At 64.4% G+C, this 796-nt stretch carries 1 protein-coding gene; it reads left to right on the top strand.

Annotation, left to right across the window (positions count from 1 at the left end):
• The first annotated feature begins 119 nt into the window (after nucleotides 1–119).
• Nucleotides 120–344, top strand: coding sequence for a hypothetical protein (locus OO68_RS41590; protein WP_033314702.1), 225 nt, complete (start codon nucleotides 120–122; stop codon nucleotides 342–344).
• The last annotated feature ends 452 nt before the right edge of the window (nucleotides 345–796 follow it).

The following is a 796-nucleotide window of genomic DNA, read 5'->3' as shown; positions in this document are numbered from 1 at the left end:
CATTGACCTCGCGCATCCCTGCATCGTCGCACCAGCACCCAGTGGCTCAGTCCGCCGGGGCGCCGGCACTTCGATCCACCAATCGAGATGACCTCTTAGCCGACTCGTGGCGGACCGGAATGACCAGGTACCTGCCAGCAACCGACCTCTCATGGCACCGCCAGCGGGAGGCCATCCGCCGCTCGACCTACCTGCACTTCGTCCGCAGTCGCGTGCCTGCCTACGGCCTGGTAGTGATGGTCTTCCTGGCGGCTGCGGATTCGCTGTCGGATCTCACCCCCAGGGCAGTGAACTGGCTCGCTGAGTTCCTCACTCCCGTCGTCCAGCTCCACGAACACCCTTAATTACGGGAGTTGGCCGTCCGCGGTAGTTGGGTGCTTGCCGGAATGACGGTGCTGTTGTCCGCCGACGTGCACGACGTAGTCATCAAAGCGGCCGTCGTGCCCCGGCCGGGACGCATTGTCCTCGGTCGCTCTTTCAGGCTTGCGATGTTGTGTGGTCTCCTTGTCCAGTCCGTCGGCGCACGGGACATCCTGCCTCGCTCCTGGCGGAGAGGAGTACACGCCTCGATCGACTACAACGCGCGCCAACTCGGGCGCGCCATTATGGCGATCCCCCGGGACAAGACCATCTCCGCCGTTGCCGCACGACGAGGTGAGCTGAAGCAACACACCGCGCTCGTAGCCGCCGCCCTAGATGTGCTGTCCCGGGACGTTGGTGACAGGCGACACGCCTTGAGTGGTCCTTGAACGAGGCGAGGGCCTCTGGGTTCGGTGTGGATTGCGAAGTCTGCACC

This window comes from Streptomyces iakyrus, assembly GCF_000717055.1.
Lineage (GTDB): Bacteria > Actinomycetota > Actinomycetes > Streptomycetales > Streptomycetaceae > Streptomyces > Streptomyces iakyrus.
The sequence above is the reverse complement of the archived record's forward strand: the minus strand, read 5'-3'. Positions and strand labels throughout refer to the sequence as shown.